At 71.0% G+C, this 15218-nt stretch carries 15 protein-coding genes and 1 pseudogene; 10 read left to right on the top strand and 6 right to left on the bottom strand.

Annotated features, from left to right (window positions below; translation table 11 throughout):
• Positions 1-122 precede the first annotated feature (122 nt).
• Complete coding sequence (locus tag ACGFJ7_RS11655) at positions 123-701, bottom strand: dihydrofolate reductase family protein (protein ID WP_360249213.1); 579 nt, start codon at positions 699-701, stop codon at positions 123-125.
• Positions 702-819: 118 nt separating this feature from the next.
• Between ACGFJ7_RS11655 and ACGFJ7_RS11650 the strand changes: the two genes are divergently transcribed.
• From ACGFJ7_RS11650 to ACGFJ7_RS11640, 3 genes and pseudogenes are all read left to right on the top strand, one after another.
• Positions 820-1320, top strand: coding sequence for a peptide deformylase (locus ACGFJ7_RS11650; protein WP_360249216.1), 501 nt, complete (start codon positions 820-822; stop codon positions 1318-1320).
• An 87-nt stretch (positions 1321-1407) separates the two neighbouring features.
• Positions 1408-1917 carry a hypothetical protein gene (locus ACGFJ7_RS11645; protein ID WP_392642145.1) on the top strand — a complete coding sequence of 170 codons (510 nt, stop codon included), beginning with the start codon at positions 1408-1410 and terminating at the stop codon, positions 1915-1917.
• 9 nt (positions 1918-1926) lie between these two features.
• A pseudogene (locus ACGFJ7_RS11640) lies at positions 1927-2643 on the top strand (AAA family ATPase); the annotation flags it as partial.
• 11 nt (positions 2644-2654) lie between these two features.
• On the opposite strand, the gene ACGFJ7_RS11635 reads toward ACGFJ7_RS11640, so the two are convergent.
• The 4 genes from ACGFJ7_RS11635 to ACGFJ7_RS11620 are packed head-to-tail and all read right to left on the bottom strand — an operon-like array spanning position 2655 to position 7917.
• Complete coding sequence (locus ACGFJ7_RS11635; RefSeq protein ID WP_360249222.1) at positions 2655-3368, bottom strand: winged helix-turn-helix domain-containing protein; 714 nt, start codon at positions 3366-3368, stop codon at positions 2655-2657.
• A gap of 43 nt (positions 3369-3411) precedes the next feature.
• The gene (locus tag ACGFJ7_RS11630; RefSeq protein ID WP_360249225.1) at positions 3412-4509 is read right to left on the bottom strand and encodes an alanine racemase; all 1098 of its coding nucleotides are present in this window, start codon (positions 4507-4509) and stop codon (positions 3412-3414) included.
• The gene (locus tag ACGFJ7_RS11625) at positions 4496-5980 is read right to left on the bottom strand and encodes an IucA/IucC family protein (RefSeq protein WP_392642144.1); all 1485 of its coding nucleotides are present in this window, start codon (positions 5978-5980) and stop codon (positions 4496-4498) included. The genes ACGFJ7_RS11630 and ACGFJ7_RS11625 overlap by 14 nt, the downstream gene beginning before the upstream one ends.
• Positions 5977-7917 carry an IucA/IucC family protein gene (locus ACGFJ7_RS11620; RefSeq protein ID WP_392642143.1) on the bottom strand — a complete coding sequence of 647 codons (1941 nt, stop codon included), beginning with the start codon at positions 7915-7917 and terminating at the stop codon, positions 5977-5979. Before ACGFJ7_RS11620 ends, ACGFJ7_RS11625 begins: the two co-directional genes overlap by 4 nt.
• 310 nt (positions 7918-8227) lie before the next feature.
• Between ACGFJ7_RS11620 and ACGFJ7_RS11615 the strand changes: the two genes are divergently transcribed.
• The 4 genes from ACGFJ7_RS11615 to ACGFJ7_RS11600 all read left to right on the top strand — a co-directional run bounded on the left by ACGFJ7_RS11615 (position 8228) and on the right by ACGFJ7_RS11600 (position 12071).
• Positions 8228-9814, top strand: a complete 1587-nt coding sequence (locus tag ACGFJ7_RS11615) for an ABC-F family ATP-binding cassette domain-containing protein (RefSeq protein ID WP_392642142.1) — start codon at positions 8228-8230, stop codon at positions 9812-9814.
• A gap of 77 nt (positions 9815-9891) precedes the next feature.
• Positions 9892-10728 carry an undecaprenyl-diphosphate phosphatase gene (locus tag ACGFJ7_RS11610; protein WP_360249237.1) on the top strand — a complete coding sequence of 279 codons (837 nt, stop codon included), beginning with the start codon at positions 9892-9894 and terminating at the stop codon, positions 10726-10728.
• Positions 10725-11666 (top strand): DUF3626 domain-containing protein, encoded by a 942-nt coding sequence (locus tag ACGFJ7_RS11605; RefSeq protein ID WP_392642141.1) that lies wholly within the window; start codon positions 10725-10727, stop codon positions 11664-11666. The genes ACGFJ7_RS11610 and ACGFJ7_RS11605 overlap by 4 nt, the downstream gene beginning before the upstream one ends.
• Positions 11667-12071, top strand: a complete 405-nt coding sequence (locus tag ACGFJ7_RS11600; RefSeq protein ID WP_360249243.1) for an NUDIX domain-containing protein — start codon at positions 11667-11669, stop codon at positions 12069-12071.
• Positions 12072-12213: 142 nt separating this feature from the next.
• On the opposite strand, the gene ACGFJ7_RS11595 is transcribed toward ACGFJ7_RS11600, so the two are convergent.
• Positions 12214-13194 carry an aldo/keto reductase gene (locus tag ACGFJ7_RS11595; RefSeq protein WP_360249246.1) on the bottom strand — a complete coding sequence of 327 codons (981 nt, stop codon included), beginning with the start codon at positions 13192-13194 and terminating at the stop codon, positions 12214-12216.
• An 87-nt stretch (positions 13195-13281) separates the two neighbouring features.
• On the opposite strand from ACGFJ7_RS11595, the gene ribA reads away from it, so the two are divergent.
• From ribA to ACGFJ7_RS11580, 3 genes are read left to right on the top strand one after another with little or no spacing between them, the layout of a single operon-like run.
• Positions 13282-13896 (top strand): GTP cyclohydrolase II, encoded by a 615-nt coding sequence (gene ribA, locus ACGFJ7_RS11590; protein ID WP_360249249.1) that lies wholly within the window; start codon positions 13282-13284, stop codon positions 13894-13896.
• Between the two features lie 8 nt (positions 13897-13904).
• The gene (locus tag ACGFJ7_RS11585) at positions 13905-14765 is read left to right on the top strand and encodes a dioxygenase (RefSeq protein WP_392642140.1); all 861 of its coding nucleotides are present in this window, start codon (positions 13905-13907) and stop codon (positions 14763-14765) included.
• Positions 14762-15217, top strand: a complete 456-nt coding sequence (locus tag ACGFJ7_RS11580) for a MarR family transcriptional regulator (protein ID WP_360249256.1) — start codon at positions 14762-14764, stop codon at positions 15215-15217. The genes ACGFJ7_RS11585 and ACGFJ7_RS11580 overlap by 4 nt, the downstream gene beginning before the upstream one ends.
• The last annotated feature ends 1 nt before the right edge of the window (position 15218 follow it).

Below are 15218 nucleotides of genomic sequence, written 5' to 3'. Positions count from 1 at the left end.
CTCGGCGCCGTGCGGGACAGCGTCAAGAGCGAAACCAGTCGAAGGCAGGCCATCTGCGACGTCCCGCTCCCTGGGCAAAGCTGTGCCGCAGGAGGAGTGGTGGACAGGTGGGCGGGGGAGGGTCAGCTGGTGGGCGGGCCGACGGCGTACGTCAAATAGGCGAACTGGCCCCGCTGGCTCAAACCGGTCAAAGTCAGGCGTTTCGAGGTCAGGCGGCGGGGCAGCAGCGGGGCGCCGGCGCCCAGGGTCACCGGGGCCACGCCGAGGATGAGTTCGTCGAGGAGGCCGGCGTCGGCGAAGGCGCCGGCCAGGTCGCCGCCGCCGACCAGCCAGATGTTCTTGCCGGCGGCGGCGGTGGTCATGGCCTCGTGGACCGGGCGGACGTCGCCGCGCACGAAACTCAGGGCGGCGCCGGGGATCGGGGGCAGGTCGCGATGGGTGAAGACCCAGGCCGGGGTGTCGCCGTAGTAGTCGGCCCACTTGGCCGGGTTGTCGAGCAGGGCGTCGTGGCCAAGGATCCACTCGTAGGTCGTCGCGCCCATGGCGAAGGCGCCGACGCCGGTGAAGAAGGTCTCGAACGGGGCGGCGCCGGTCTCGTCGGCGCGGCTCTCGCCGACCTCGAAGAGCCAGTCGAGACGGTTGTGCTCGTCGGCGATGTACCCGTCGAGCGTGGTCGCGGTGAAGTACTGCGTCTTCGGCACGCCGATGACCCTGCCACGGGGGTGCGACAAAATCGTCCGGCGTGCCAGTAGGCGGGCGTGGACGACGGGGTGAGGATCGTGACCCAGAGGCGGGTAACGACCGGATAGGCTTCAAGGCATGACAGTACGGCCTATTCGGATCTTCGGCGACGCGGTGCTGCGTACCGAGGCCGACCCGGTGACCTCGTTCGACGCCGAGCTGGGCGCCCTGATCGACGATCTCGAGGACACGGTGCGGGTTCCCGGCCGCGCCGGCGTCGCCGCACCGCAGATCGGCGTCAGCCTGCGCGCCTTCTCGTACAACGTGGGCGGCGTCGTGGGCCACATGATCAATCCGGTGCTCAGCGACTTCGCCGGCGAGCAGGACGACGAGGAGGCCTGCCTCTCCCTGCCCGGCCTGGGCTTCCCGACCAAACGCGCCCTGTCGGTGACGGCCCGCGGCTTCGACCGCCACGGCGAGCCCATCGTCATTCCCGGCACGGGCTTCCTGGCCCGCGCCCTGCAACACGAGACCGATCACCTGGCCGGCAAGCTCTACATCGACACCCTCACCGGCGACGTCCGCCGCCAGGCCCTGCGCGAACTGCGCCGCGTCCGGCCCACCCCACCCGGCCGCTGACCCGAGGTCTTGCGTCACGTACCTACCCTGCCGACAAGGGTGAGTTTCCCAGAGTCGGCGGTGCCCATGTCGCAAATGATCAATGTAATGGCCCTGCTGGTCGCGCTGGCCGCCGTCATCACGTCGTCGATCCTGACGTGGCGTGCGCTGCGGCTGAATCACAACGCCAACCACCTTCCCATCGTGCTCGACGCCCTGAAGGCCCAGAGGACCGCGGACTTCACCCGGAAGGAAGCGCAACTCTGGGAGGAACTGCCTCGGCAGGACCCCGCGCTCGGCTTCATGCGTCTGCCGGAGCCGCTGCGCGGTCACGCCTTCGACATCGCGTGTTACTACCAGCACCTGGGCTGCCTGGCCGAGTACGGCGTGGCCGACTGGGACTTCATCGCCGTTCAGGTCGAATATCGCATGCTGCGCACCTGGAGCTGCATCGAGCCGTACGTCCGCGCGGAGCGGGAGATCCGCGGGTCGGAGACCTCGTTTCTGAACTCCTACGAGAGATTCGCCGGAAGGGTGCGGCAGCTTGATGTCGCGGCCGCCACCGAACGCCTGTACCGGCGGGGGCGGCGCCGGGAGACGGTAGCGACGCCGGATTAGGGTTGGTCGATGGAGACGCTTCCGTCGGTGGTGTTCAACGGTGATCTCGGCAGTGGGAAGACGACCGTGTCGGTGATGCTGGCCCGGCGGCTGGGGGTGCGGCGGGTCAGCATCGGTGATCTCTACCGGCGGCTGGCGGCCGAGCGGGGCATGACGGCGCTGCAGCTCAACGTGCACGCCGAGCTCGACGACAAGGTCGACCACTACATCGATCAGCTGCAGCACGACATCGCGGCGTCCGGTGAGCGGCTCGTCGTGGACAGCCGGCTGGCGTGGCACTTCTTCGCCGGGGCGGTGAAGGTTCATCTGATCGCCGATCCGCTGGTGGCGGCGCGGCGGGCGTTCGGGCGACCGGGTGACGCGGTCGAGAGCTACCGCAGCCTGGACGAGGCCTGCCGCCATCTGGCCGAGCGCAGCGAAAGCGAACGGCAGAGGTTCCTTTCCCGGTACGGCGTCGACAAGACCCGCCTGACCAACTACGACCTGGTCTGCGACACCACCCGCGCGGAGCCGGAGCGGGTCGTCGCGCTCATCCAGTCCCGGGCCGAGGGCGCCGCCGGCCCCCGGTGCTACCTCGACCCCGCCCGGGTACGCCGGGACGAGTCGACGGCCGAGGACGGCGACATCGTCGTACGCCATGAGGCCCCGCATTTCCTCGCTGTCCAGGGCGGGCGGCGGCTCAGCGAGGCGGTCGGCACCGGCCAGAGCCTCACCCCGGTGACCCTGGACGGCGACCGCTAGAGACGGGGCTTCGGGGCGGCGGGAGAGTCCAGGACGGCGCCGAAGTGGGTGGTGAAGGCGGTGTGGCCCCGCTCGGTCAGGCGCAGGGCGCGGCCGGTGCCTATGCGGATCAGCCAGGCGGCGGCCAGGGCGTGTCGCAGGAGGGCGGCGCCGGTGGTGCCGGCCAGGTGGGGGCGGCGTTCGGTCCAGTCGAGGCAGTCGCGGAGCAGGGGGCGGCGGCCCGGGGTGTCCAGGGTGACGCCGAGGGCGGTCAGGCGGGTGCGGCCGGCAGGGGTCAGGGACAGGCCGTTCTGCCTGGTCAGCATGCCGGTGGCGGTCATGCCGTCGGCCAGGGCCACGCCCACGGTGCCGGCCAGGTGGTCGTAGCAGGTGCGGGCGTACGCGAGGTTGCGCCCGCGGTGGGCGGCGCTCAACGAGCGTACGGGGGAAGGCCTTTGATCTGTCGCGGCCGTGACCGTCTCGATCAGCGTGGCCACCTCGGGGGTGGCCAGGGCCAGGTAGCGGTGGCGGCCCTGGCGATGTTCGGTCAGCAGGCCGCCGGTGACCAGGCGGCCGGCGTGTTCGCTGGCGGTGGACATCGCCACGCCGGCGTGGCGGGCCAGCTCGCCGACGGTCCAGGCCCGGCCGTCCATCAGGGCCAGGCAGAAGGCGGCCCGGGTGCGGTCGGCCAGCAGGGCCGCCCAGGCGGCCAGGGAAGAGGCGTCGTCCATTCGACGATGATGCCCGGGCGGTGCTTCGGTCACGGCCGAAGTGTCAGGTGATGACGAACGTGGGTGGGTCGTGGCGCAGGAAGTCGTGGTGCGAGATGTCCCAGCCGTAGGCGCCGGCGCGGCCGAAGACCAGGATGTCGCCGGCCCGCAGCCGGGTGACGTGCTGGCCGCGGGTGAGCACGTCGCGGGGGGTGCAGAGCTCGCCCACGGCGTCGACCTCGGTGTCGGTCACCGACGGGCGTGGGTACGGGTGCGGCCAGTCGTCGACGGGGACGACGGTGAACGGGTGGGAGTAGCCCCAGGCGGCCGGCAGGCGGAAGTGGTGGGTGCCGCCGCGCAGCACCGCGAACGTGCGCCCGTGGGTGGTCTTGACGTCGATCACCTCGGCGGCGTAGCGGCCGGCGTCGGCGGCCAGGAAACGGCCCGGTTCGAAGATCAGGTCGAGGCCGGGCGGGATCTCGATGGCGCGCAGCGGGGACAGGTCCATGGACGCGCCGGACAGGTAGTCGACGCCGAAGCCGCCGCCGACGTTGACGACGCGCAGGCCGGGCAGGTTCTGGGCCTGGGACCAGCGCAGGCAGTCGCGGACGAACGCGGCGTGGGCGTGGCCGTCCAGGTTGTTGGAGACGGCGTGCAGGTGGAAGCCGATGACGGTCACGCCGGGAACGGACAGGGCGGTCGCCACGTCGGAGGCCGGCACGCCGAACGGGGTCGGGGTGCCGGTCATGGTGTGGCTGCCCCGCAGGGGACTGCCGGGGCGGTTGACGCGCAGCACCACCTCGGGCGGGCTCGGCGCGAGGGCGGCGATGCGGTGCAGTTCGTGGACGCTCTCGGCGTTGATCAGGACGCCGGCGTCCAGGGCGGCGCGCAGCTCGGCGTCGGTCTTGGCCGGGCCGCCGAACACGATCCGGCGGGCGCCGGCCGCACGGGCCAGGGCCAGTTCGCCGCCGGAGGCGACCTCCAGGCCGTCGCACTCCCGGGCGAGCGTCTCCAGGACCGCCGGATGGCCGTTGGCTTTCACGGCGTACATCAGGGAAGCCCCAGCCGGAAGCGACCGCCGGACCAGGGCTGCCCGGGCGCGCAGCGTGGCGGTGTCGTAGAGGTAGGCGCAGACGGGCCGGGGCAGGTCAGGCGGCAGCATGCAGCGGGTTCCTCACCGGGACGTAGATGTCGCCCTCGCCGGCCAGGCGCATCCGCACGAGGGCCTTGTGCGGCACGGTGGGCGCGGTGAACGCGGCGTGGTCGTCGCCGGTGGCGTGCTCGTCGACGACGCCGCGGACGATCCGCCAGGCGTGGTCCTCGTCCAGGTCCAGGCGCATGATCAACTCGCCCAGGTGGGCCTGGAACATGGTGTAGCCGATCTTCGCGCGGAGCACGTCGAGGTCGCCGGTGCCGACCACCGAGCCGGGCCACAGGGTGATGTCGTGCCCGGCGGCGCGCAGCCGGCCCGGGTGCAGGCGCAGGCCGGCGAAGTCGCGCAGGGCCAGGCGGTGCGGGCGGCCGTCGACGAAGGTGGGCAGGCAGTTCTGCAGGTGGGCTTCGAGGGCGACGCCCCGGGCGGTGAAGCGCAGCAGCGGGGGCAGCAGCAGTTCGGCGTACTCGCGCAGCCAGGTGGCGGGGTCGCCGGTGACGAGCTCGTCGAGCAGGAACGGCAGGGCGCCGCCGGGGATGGCCCGCTCGCCCGGCGCCAGGCGGCCGGTGAGGCCGTCGCGGCGGATCGCCGACAGGTCGCGGCCGGAGCCGACGGGAACGGCGGCGCCGGCGGTCTCGGCCATCAGCAGCAGGCGGTCGCCGGCCGGGTCGTCGGCGACCAGGCGGTGCAGCAGGGTGGACACGGCCGGGCCGTTGCGGGTGCTGGCGACGCTGATGCTGCGCCGGGTCGAGGTGACCTGGATGTCCAGGGAGACCTTCAGGTAGTGGCCGGTGCCGGGCAGCAGCAGCGTGCGCAGGGCCGCCGTGGGGATCGCGTCGATCTCGTGGTCGAGGATCTTGAGGGCGCCGTCGCGGATCAGGTCGGCGTAGCGCGAGACGATGACGTTGTCGCGCTGCCACACATGGACGGGCACCACGTTGCCCGGCATGTCGGGGAAGAGATCGTCTCCCAGGTGCAGGTCCTCGCGTACGGCGACGAATCCGATCCTGGTCCTGGCCGCCTCCAGATCGTGGGCGAGGACGTCACCGGTGTCCCAGCCGAGCCGGGTCCGCCCGCAGGGATGCAGGTTGTGCCCGGCCACGGCCAGGCGCTCGAGGCCGATCGCCTGAGCGTCCGGGTCGTCATCGACGGGTGCGGCCGGGCGGGCCATGGCCACCGCCAGATTGAGTACGGCGTTGCGCAGCTCCGCCGCGAACCCGGGCGCCTCGATGTCGCCGAGCAGGTCGACCGGATCGGCCACCCCGCTCGTGGCGTACTCGACCCGGCCGAACCCGTGCCGCAGGCCCGGGCCCATGTCGCGCAGGCCCTCGCGGACCAGGGCGCCGCGCAGCCGCCGGCCCACGGTGTCGGCCGCCTCGGGCAGGCTGGCCAGGAAACCGGGCACCAGCTCGGGCGCGTGCACCGCGAGAGCGGCCTCGGTGTGCGCGATCCGTTCGGTGCGCATAACGCTGCGATTCATGCGTGTTCCGCCATCGGGTTGTCGAGGTGGGCCCAAAGGTCGTCGAGCGGGTCGGCGGCCAGCCGCATCGCGGTGGTGGCCTTGACCGGCAGCGGGTCGCGCAGCAGGTGCGGCGCGTCGACGGTGCCGGTGTCCCGCACCGCGGCGGCGACGATGCCCCACAGCCGCCCGCGGTCCGCGCCGTGCCACCGGTGGAACGCGGTGACCAGCTCCTGCGCGACAGTCCCGAAGGCGGCCGCGGACAGCTTCGTGCGCAGGACCCGCGGGTCGTCGCTGGGCAGGTCGCCCTTCAGCGGCGGCGCCTCGACCCCGGCCGCGCGCAGCCGGGCCGGGCTGACCCGCACCCCGCCGAGGTCGCGGTACAGGATCCGCGCGGGCCGTCCGTCCTTGAGCACCAGCAGCGTGTTCTGCCCGTGCGCCTCCAGCGCGACCCCGCGCGCGAGCAGCCGCACGACGGGCCCGAAAAGGACCTTCGAAATCAACCCCATAATTTGGTACGGGTCGTCGCCGCGTCCCAGGGGCAGGGGCGCCGCCCCGGGCCACGCGAGCGGGACGGCGACCTCGCCGCGGGCCAGGCGGGGCGCGGCGCGGAACAGGTGGGCCAGATGCCGTTGGGGTTGCCCGTCGGCGATGACCGCCCCGGCGCCGGTCTCGGCCAGGATCTCGATCGGCAGGTCGGCGGTGAGCTCCCGCAGCAGCCGCGACAGCAGGGGGCCGTTGTGCACGGCGGCCGGGGACACCGTGCGTACGGCCGAGGTCATCTGAATGTCGACGGCGGTCTTGACGTGCGGCCCGCCGTCGAGGGGCGCGACGGTCCGCAGCGACATCAGCGGCCGTACGGGACCGGTCTCGCCGTCGTCGCGCAGCCACGGATAGCGGTCGCGCAGGTGATCGGCCTGCCAGGGGTGGGCGTAGAGCACGGGCGGCCCGTCCCCGAACCACCGGTCGGCCGGCACGGCGAGCCGGCGCAGGCGGATGACGGGGGAGTGCTCGGGCGCGTAGGCGAGCACGTCGGCGACGCTCATCCCGCCCCGTGTGCGGCACCCGGGGTGCAGCGGATGCCCGTCGACGATCTGCTGCTCGACCAGCCCGAGCGCGTCGGGCCCGGCGGGCGGCAGGTGCGGCTCGCGTGTCTGGGCGGCCCGGGCGAGGGCGAGGTTGGCGACGCTGTTGTCCACTTCGGCGGCGAACGGGACGTCCCCCCAGAGCAGCCGGACGAGCGCACCCGGGTCGGTGTTGCGCGTGACCTGCCCGGAACCAGCCAGTTCAACGTCGACGGCGAGCCCGGCCACCCCCCGGAAGAACGGCGCCGCGGCCTCCGGCGAGTACCGCAGCACAACCTCCCCCATTACCGACATGTCGGGTATCGTCCCAGCCGATCGCTCCGGATAGCCGGCGCCCGTGCTCCCCTCCGTTGTACCGGCGCGCCCGTCTCCCGCGCCGGCCCACCGTCCTGCCATGTCTGCTCGCCAGCCGGCGCTGCCTGCTTCCCAGCCCGCCGCGTCGGCTGCCCGTCCCGCAGCCCGTCCCGCCGCGTCGGCTGCCCGGTCCGCCGTATCGGCTGGACGCCCTGCCGCGCCGGCCCACAGGCCGGCCGCGTCGCCTGGCTCTCCTGCCGCGCTGGGCGGCGTGCCGGCGCCGGCACGAATGCCGGCCGCGCCGGGCCGCTGTTCAGGGCCGCCGAGCCACAGCGTGCCGACTCGCCCGTCGGGGGTGCGGGCGAAGCTCGCCTCGCCGCGACGGCGGCCGGTCAGGCCCGGCAGCGCTTCCCGGTCGACGGCGCCCAGCAGCCGGCCGAGGATGGCCGCGCGGGCGCCCGGCAGTTCGGCGTCGTAGCGTTCCAGCAGGTCAGGGCGAAGGTCTCGAAGCTCCTCACGAGTCCGAAGGGGACCGGCGGTGTGCCGGCCGGACGGGTCGCTGGGGATAGGTCGCGGCACGAGGCCCATTCTCCGTCAACCGCACACCCCACCCGCCCCGGGCAAGCCCCGCCGTGATCGACAACGCAGGAAACCCACCATCATCCTAGGATGCCTTACCGGGCGTGCGCCCGCCCACACAGAACCCAAAACAAAAAGGAATCAACGGCATCCCCGCCTTTGGTTCGAGCTCGGGTAAAACGGTTGCGAGAGCCGGAGGCGCGGGGCAGGGTGGTGGCGTTCCTGTCGACGGCTCGAGGAGTGCTCTTCTTCATGTGATGCGACCCGGCTTGCGCGTACCCCTGTCGGTGTCTGCTCCTTGGAGGGCCCCTTGTTGAAAGCTGTCTCGCTCAGTTGCGCCCACGACGGCGATGCTCTGTTCTCCGGTTTCGATCTGGTGCTCGGTGAGGGTGACCGGATCGGGGTGGTCGGGCCGAACGGGGCCGGCAAGACGACCCTGCTGCGGGTGCTGGCCGGTGAGCTCAAGCCGGTGAGCGGCAGCGTCACGTACGGGCCGGGTACCCGGGTGGGTTATGTCGCTCAGCAGATGCCGGATCCGCGGGGGACCGTCGGTGCTTTCCTGACCGGCGGTCTTGGGGAGCTGGCCGAGGTGACCGCGCGGATGCGGGTGCTGGAGGCGCGGCTGGCCGCCGGTGAGGACGTGCTCGGTGAGTACGGGGCCGTGCAGGAGCGGTGGACCGCGTTGGAGGGGTGGACGGCGCAGGCGCGGGTCGGTGAGGTTCGGCAGCGCCTGGACATCGCTGATCTGCCCGATGAGTTGCCGTTGCGTTCGGTCAGTGGTGGTGAGCAGGCGCGGTTGTTGCTGGCGCGGGCGTTGCTGGCCGAGCCGGATGTGTTGTTGCTGGATGAGCCGACCAACCATCTGGACGCGGAGGGGGTGGCGTGGTTGCAGGGGTGGCTCACGGCGTACCCGGGCGGGGTTTTGACCGTGAGTCATGACCGGGCTTTTCTGGATGCCGTGGTGTCGCGGATCGTCGAGTTGGACGGGATCGACGAGCAGCCGCAGGACTATCCGGGTGGTGGTTATTCGGCGTTTCGGGTGGAGAAGCAGCGGCGGTGGGAGCGGCTTCTGCTGGATTTCGAGGCGCAGGAGAAGGATCGCCGGCGGTGGGAGTCGGATATCGAGCGGACGAAGGAGTTCTCGCGGGGTGTGGAGAACTCGGTTCGGTCGGGGGCGGAGGCGCCTCATCTGCGGCGGGTGGCTCGTCTGGTGGCGCGGAAGGCGAAGGTTCGTGAGCGGCGGTTGCGGCGGCAGATGGAGTCGGTGCGGTGGATCGCGAAACCGCGTACGCGGCCGCCGTTGACGTTGGCTTTTCCGCAGGATGCCGGTGATCCGGGTGAGGTGGTTCTGCGGGCTGAGGGTCTGGTCGTGACGGCGGGGGATCGGGTGTTGTTGGACGGTGTCGATCTGTCGGTTCGCCGGGGGGACCGGGTTTTGATCACGGGGCGGAACGGTGCGGGGAAGACGACGTTGCTGAACGCGCTGGGTGAGGGGATCGAGGCGGCGGTGTTGCCGCAGACCTCGGATGGGCTGCGCACGGATCAGACGGTGATGGGGTTCTTCCGGGAGCGGGTTCCGGTGTATCTGGATGATGCCGAGGCGTTGTTGTTGGGGCATCAGTTCGGGGCTGATCAGTGGGATGCGCGGTTGCGGAGTTTGTCGGCCGGTGAGTTGCGGCGGTTGCTGTTGGCGGTGTTGGTGAACAGTCCGGCGCGGGTGTTGTTGCTGGACGAGCCGACGAACTTTTTGGACTTCGACGCGCTGGATGTGGTGGAGGAGGCGTTGCGGCGGTACCGGGGGACTTTGGTGGTGGTGACGCATGACCGGTATTTCGCGGATGCGGTGGGGTTCGGGCGGCGCTGGCATGTCGCGGCGGGCCGGGTGGTCGAGAGCTGACCCGATCGCAGCGGGGCGTGACAGTTGCCCCTATGCTGTGCCGCGGCGTCAAAGCGGATCAAGGGTGGGCATAGGTCTTGAACATCATCGAAGCGGTGTTACTAGGGGCGGTTGAGGGTTTCACCGAGTTCCTGCCCGTGTCGAGTACCGGCCATCTGACGATCCTGGAGAAGTTGCTCGGTTATCAGCTGGATGATCCGGACATCACCGCGTTCACGGTGATCATTCAGTCGGGTGCGGTGCTGGCGACGATCCTGTATCTGCGTAAGGACATCGCGCGGATCGTTCCGGCGTTCCTGGGTGGTCTGTTCAGCAAGGCGAAGCGTGACAATCAGGATTACCGGTTCGGGTGGGCGGTGATTCTGGGTGCGATTCCGATCGTGATCGCGGCGTTGTTGTTCAAGGATCAGGTGGAGACGACGCTGCGGAGCCTGTGGTTCGTGGCGGGTGCGTTGATCCTGTGGAGCGGGGTGATGGCGTTCGCTGATCACGCGGCCACGCAGGTGCGTCATGAGGACGATGTGACGTGGAAGGATTCGCTGATCATCGGTGTGGTGCAGTGTCTGGCGCTGATTCCGGGTGTGTCGCGGTCGGGGGCGACGATGTCGGCGGGTCTGTTGCGGGATTTCGATCGGGTGACGGTGACGAAGTTGTCGTTCTTCCTGTCGATTCCGGCTCTGCTGGGTGCGTCGTTGTTGCAGGGCTATGAGGAGGCCGGCAACATCGCTAATGGTGTGGGCTGGGTGAATACGCTGGTGGCGACCGCGGTGAGTTTCGTGGTGGCGTATTTCTCGGTGAACTGGTTGTTGAAGTTCATTTCGCGGCATTCGTACAGCATTTTCATTTTCTATCGGGTGGTGCTGGGTCTGCTGCTGATGGTGCTGCTGGTCACGGGCACGATCGAGGCGCAGTGACGTCGGCGGGGTTGCGGGCGCTGGCGCATGTGCGGGGGTTGTTCCCGGAGGCGTCGCCGGTGCCGGCGGCCCCGATCACGGTCAGTTTCCACCCGGATCGGCTGCTGGCCGGCGGCGCGACGGTGGCGGAGTGTTTGGCGGCCGAGGGTGTGTATCGCAGTCAGTTCGAGACGGGTGTCTCCAACGGTGGGTTGACGGCGTATCCGGGTGGTGACCGGGAGCGGTGGGAGCATCGCATGTTCGGCGGCGCGTACACGGGTACGGCCGGGCGGCCGATTTATGGCGGGCTGAATCTGGCGGGTTATCCGGATGGGGCGTCGCCGAGGTTCGGCAGCTGTCATCTGGTGTTGGCGGAGGAGGTGTCGTCGCGCGCGACGTTCAGTCACGGTGACAGTGCCTCGGAGCCGGCGGTGGTGGGTACGGCGACGACGTTCCGTGGGGTGTGGGAGTCGTTGTTGTCGGAGGTGGCGCGGACGGGCCAGGCGTTGAATGTGCCGGCGTCGTCTCCGGCGGAGTGGGTGCGGGCGTTGGGGGTGCCGCGTACGGCGGCGGGCCGGGCGATGAACGACTACGTCGAGGCGCAGATCCATGGGGGTGTGACGGTCGCCGCGGACGTCACGGCCGTTGTGGTCGACCCTTCGTTCCGGGGTACGCCGGTTCAGGCGCAGCTGGGCGCGTTGGGTCCGCCGCTGCGCTGGTCGCCGGGTTTCCGTCTGGCGGCGGCCGATTTCCCGGCCGGTTTGCGGGGTTCTGAGGTGCCGGCGCTGGCGGCGGCCGTGGCCGCGTATTTCGGCCGGGACGTGCTCGACGCGGAGGTGGTGGGCCGTGCTGCCCGCGAGCCGTCGGTGTGGTCGTCGTTAGGTGAACGCGCCGAGGTGTTGCAGTTGCTGAAGTATGTGTGGCACATCCTGGTCCTGCGCGGCGAGCCGGCGGTTTAGGTGCGCGAGATCGTGGCCGGGGCGCTGGTGCGGGCGGGGCGGGTCCTGCTCGTGCACCGCAGTCCGAGCCGTCACGCCTACCCGGATGTGTGGGATCTGGCCGGCGGGCACGTCGAGCCCGGTGAGGCGGAGCTGGCCGCCCTGGCCCGGGAGATGCGTGAGGAGTTGGGTGTCCGGATAGCGGCGGCCTCGGCCGTGCGTCTGTGCCGGTTGGAGGCGGACGGCGGGTGGGGCGCCATCCGGCTCAGCGCGTGGATGGTCGGTGAGTGGTCGGGGACGCCGGCGAACGCCGCCCCCGAGGAGCATGACGAGATCGGCTGGTTCCGGCCGGAGGAGCTGCCGCCCCTCGCGCACGACCTCGTCCGCCAGGCGTTGCTCCAGGCAATGCGGGACGCTCCTGCGTGAAAGGAACCCGATCGACCCGTCCCGCCGGTCCCGCTTGGGGCTCCTCCTTGAGCGGCACGGGAACACACCGGTCGGCTTGGCTCGCCGTATCGCGAACTATCCTGTCGCGGCCTTCTTCGCCGACGTGGGACGGGGGGAGCCGTCAGACGCGGGCTGCTCCTAGGACCCAGTCGGAGGTCTGGGCTATGAAGTCCTGGGGGAAGCCGGCCTCGAAAGCGGTGGGCGCCTCCAGGCGTGTCAGCTCCTCGGGGGTCAGCTGCAGGCGTACGGCACCCAGGTTGTCCTGTAGTTGGTCTGCTCGGCGGGCGCCGATGATGGGGAAGATGTCGCGGTGGCGGGCTCGGGTCCAGGCGATGGCGATCTGGGCCGCTGGGACGCCGCGGGCGGCCGCTACCTCGCTGACTGTGCGGGCCACCGTGTGGGCGCGGTCGCCGAGGCCGTCGGGGTCGAAGCGGGACTGCTCCGGGCGTACGCCCGTGCTGTATTTGCCGGTCAGTACGCCGCCCGCCAGGGGGCTCCATGCGGTCACGCCCAGGTTCAGGGCGGCGGCCATCGGCAGCAGTTCGCGTTCCACGTCACGTTGCAGCAGGCTGTAGGGGACCTGCAAGCCCACGAACGGGCTCCAGCCGCGCCACTCGGCCAGGGTGTTCGCGCGGGCCACCACCCAGGCGGGGGCGTCGGAGATGCCCACGTACAGGATCTTCCCGGCCCGTACCGCGTCGTCCAGGGCGCGCATCGTCTCCTCGATCGGGGTGGCCTGGTCCCACATGTGCACCCAGTACAGGTCGAGGTAGTCGGTACCGAGGCGGCGCAGGCTGGTCTCGAGCGAGGCTCGCAGGTTTTTGCGGGCGTTGCCGGCGGCGTTCGGGTCGCGCCGGTCGCGCGACACCGTGTATTTGCTTCCTAGCACGAACTGTTCGCGGCGCCCGGTCAGGAGTTTGCCGAGGATCTCCTCGCTGGCTCCGTCGCGGTAGTTGACTGCCGTGTCGATCGTGTTGCCGCCCGCTTCGGCGTACGCGTCGAGGACGCGGGCGCATTCGTCGTACGGTTCCTGGAAGGTCATCGTGCCCAGGATCAGCTCCGAGACGCGCAGCCCGCTCGCGCCCAAGGTCCGGTAATTCATGCGCGCGAATCTACGCCGGGGCGCGGGTGGCGTACGACACCGCACGCGTTGTTGATGTTTCAACATTCGGCGGCGATGCTTGAGCGCATGACGGTCCGTACCAGCGTCGTGGTTCCGCTGCGCTTCCCCGACGGCTACACCACCACGGCCGACGTGTTCACCTTCACCGGGCTGGCCGACGGCCGTGAACACCTCGCCCTCGGCCTCGGCCCGTGGCGCGACACCGAGGTCCCCCTCGTCCGCCCGCACAGCGAATGCCTGACCGGTGACGTGTTCGGCAGCCGCCGCTGCGACTGCGGCCCCCAACTGCGGGAGGCCGCCGAGCGGATCACCACCGCCGGCGGGTTCCTGCTCTACCTGCGCCAGGAAGGCCGCGGGATCGGCCTGTACGCGAAACTGGACGCCTACGCGCTGCAGGACACCGGCCTGGACACGTACGAGGCGAACCTGGCCCTGGGCCACGGCGAGGACGAACGCGACTACACGGCCGCCGCGCAGATGCTGCACACCCTCGGCGCCGACACGATCCGGCTGCTGAGCAACAACCCCGACAAGGCCACCCAGCTCGGCCGGCTCGGCATCACCATCGCCGAGCAGATCCCCACCGGCGTGCACCTGTCCGACGCCAACGCCCGCTACCTGGCCACCAAACGCGACCACACCGCGCACACCCTGAACCTGCCGAGCCAGCGCACCGCGTGAGGACCGCCGTGGACACCCTGATACCCGCCGCCCACCCGTTCCGCCGTCACCTCGACCGGGTCGCCACCCTCGGCGCGCACCGGCCGTGGACCCCGGCCGACGGCCCGCTGCCGTCGCTGTACCTGAGCCACGGAGCCCCGCCCACCTTCGAGGACGAAGCCTGGATGCGGCAGCTGCACGACTGGGCCCGCGACCTGCCCCGCCCCACCGCGGTCCTGATCGTCAGCGCCCACTGGGAGTCCGCGCCGCTGGCCATCTCCAGTTCCCGGGCCAACACCGATCTGGTGTACGACTTCGGCGGTTTCAGCCCCGTCTACTACCGCATGCGCTACGACACCCCGGACGCCGGCGACCTGGCGCGGCAGGTGACCGCCCTGATGCCGCGGACCGTGCACGAGCACGGCGGGCGCGGCCTCGACCACGGCGCCTGGGTGCCCCTGAAAATCATGTACCCGGAAGCGGACGTCCCGGTCCTGCAACTGAGCATCCCCACCCACGACGCCGGCACCCTGATGTCCCTCGGCGAGCGCCTGCGCCCGCTGCGCGAGCAGGGCGTGCTGGTCGTCGGGTCCGGCTTCATGACACACGGCCTGCAGTTCATGACCCGGGCCATGCTGGCCGGGCACGTACCCGGCTGGTCGTCCGACTTCGACCACTGGGCGGCCGACGCCCTCGCCCGCGGCGACGTCGACGAACTGGCCGCCTTCCGCGACCGCGCCCCCGGCATGCCGTACGCGCACCCCACCGTCGAACACTTCACCCCGCTGTTCGTCACCCTCGGCGCCGCCACCGACCCCACCGGGCCCATCCGCACGGCGATCGACGGCTACTCGATGGGCTTCGCCAAGCGCTCCTTCCAAACCACATGAGCACCCCGCGCTGGCTCGACGACGACGAGATGGGCGCCTGGCTCGACATCGCCCAGATCCTCATGCTCATGCCGGCCGCGCTCGACCGGCAGCTACGCGAGGACACCGGCATCCCGCACGCCTACTACCAGATCCTGGCCACCCTCAGCGCCGCACCGGACCGGTGCATGCGCATGACCGACCTGGCCAAAGCCGTCGGCACCACCCTGAGCCGGCTGTCGCACGCGGTCACCAGCCTCGAACAGCGCGGCTGGCTGCAACGCCGCGCCTGCCCCACCGACAAACGCGGCCAGATGGCCCACCTCACCGACGCCGGCCTGGCCACCCTCGAAGCCGCCGCCCCCGGCCACGTCGCCGAGGTCCGCCGCCTCATCTTCGACCATCTCACCGCCGACGACATCGCCCAGCTGCGCGCCGTCACCGCCAAACTGCTGCCCGCCCTGCACCAGTAAG

This window comes from Actinoplanes sp. NPDC048988, from assembly GCF_043197815.1.
Lineage (GTDB): Bacteria > Actinomycetota > Actinomycetes > Mycobacteriales > Micromonosporaceae > Actinoplanes.
The sequence above is the reverse complement of the archived record's forward strand: the minus strand, read 5'-3'. Positions and strand labels throughout refer to the sequence as shown.